The sequence below is a fragment of the Sporosarcina sp. ZBG7A genome (genome assembly GCF_000813425.1).
Classification (GTDB): domain Bacteria; phylum Bacillota; class Bacilli; order Bacillales_A; family Planococcaceae; genus Sporosarcina.
This window is the reverse complement of the sequence record NZ_JWIB01000070.1, coordinates 1-1,370: the sequence shown is the minus strand read 5'-3', so window position 1 is coordinate 1,370 and position 1,370 is coordinate 1. Positions and strand designations below refer to the sequence as shown.

The following is a 1,370-nucleotide window of genomic DNA, read 5'->3' as shown; positions in this document are numbered from 1 at the left end:
GGTTCTATAATATTTGTTGGGGTGTAGACTCAATTTGAATAAAAAATGCACGCAATCACCATTTCTTTTATACTTGGATTGTCTAGAAACAAGTAAACGAAAGGTGATGCGTGCATATGAATAATACCATGAATATTCCGGGTTTAAAAGGTGTTGAAGTTAATAAAATTGAAGAAGTTGGAGACCGAATCGCACTTTATGTTTCACTTCCTCCGAATCCTCACCAATGCCCTGCTTGTGGAACGTTGACAAAGAAGATCCATGATTATCGCATTCAGAAGATTAAACACCTCAAGTGGTTTGAACGGTTGAGTGTACTGTTCTACAAACGTCGTCGGTACGCATGTCCATGTGGGAAAAGGTTTTCGGAGAAATCACCATTTGTCGATAAGTATCAGCGGTATTCTAAAGAGTGGAATCGTGTGGTTCGTATTCGAAGTGTAAAAGCGAAGACCTTCAAAGAAGCAGGAGAAGTGTTAGGAACATCCAGCTCAACTGTCATTCGCCGTTTCAAAGAAGTAGCGAAAAATGAGATGAAAACAGGAGTTAGATTGCCTAAAGCGATTGCGATTGATGAATATAAAGGCGATACAGATGCCGGTACCTATCAATTGATCATCGCGAATGCAGAAACTCATGAACCTCTAGATATCTTACCGAACCGCAGGAAAGACACTATCAAAGACTACCTTTATCAGTATGGAGCTGACGTAGAACTTGTGGTGATGGATATGAATCCAAGCTTTAAAGCAGCTGTGAAGACGGCGTTAGGTCGGCCAGTCATTGTCGCTGACCGCTTTCATTACTGTCGGTATATTTATTGGGCAATTGATGAAGTGCGACGTAAAGTCCAGAAAGAATGGCATGCGTATGACCGCAAGAAGTGTAAGAGAATGCGGCATGTGCTTTATAAGCGAAGTGAAAAACTAACTGACAAACACCGTTGGTATCTGAATCGATATCTAAGTATGTCGGACGAGTTGAAGACCGCTTATGAATTAAAGGAAGCCTATTGTGAATGGTTTGATTGGGCAAAGACAACAGATGATGTAGTCAAAGTGAAAAGACGATTACAAGACTTTTACCGAAAGGTAGAGCAAGCGAAGATCCCAGCGTTTTTAAAAGCGATTCAAACGCTTAAAAACTGGCAGGTGGAAATCCTAAACAGTTTCTCTTTTAAGTACTCAAATGGATTCCTAGAAGGCATTAATAACAAAACAAAAGTGATGAAACGCAATGCCTATGGCTTTAAACGTTTCGATCACTTTAGAGCGAAGATCTTATTAAACATACAGTATAAAGAAATTGGGGTTCATTTAGGTTGAAAGGTGACGTGCGTATCACATCACCCCAACATTTGATTTAGAACC

At 40.1% G+C, this 1,370-nt stretch carries 1 protein-coding gene; it reads left to right on the top strand.

The genetic code is table 11. The features are described 5' to 3' along the window. The first annotated feature begins 110 nt into the window (after window positions 1–110). On the top strand, window positions 111–1,325 hold the full coding sequence (locus RL70_RS17030; RefSeq protein ID WP_082003467.1) for an ISL3 family transposase: 1,215 nt from the start codon (window positions 111–113) through the stop codon (window positions 1,323–1,325). The last annotated feature ends 45 nt before the right edge of the window (window positions 1,326–1,370 follow it).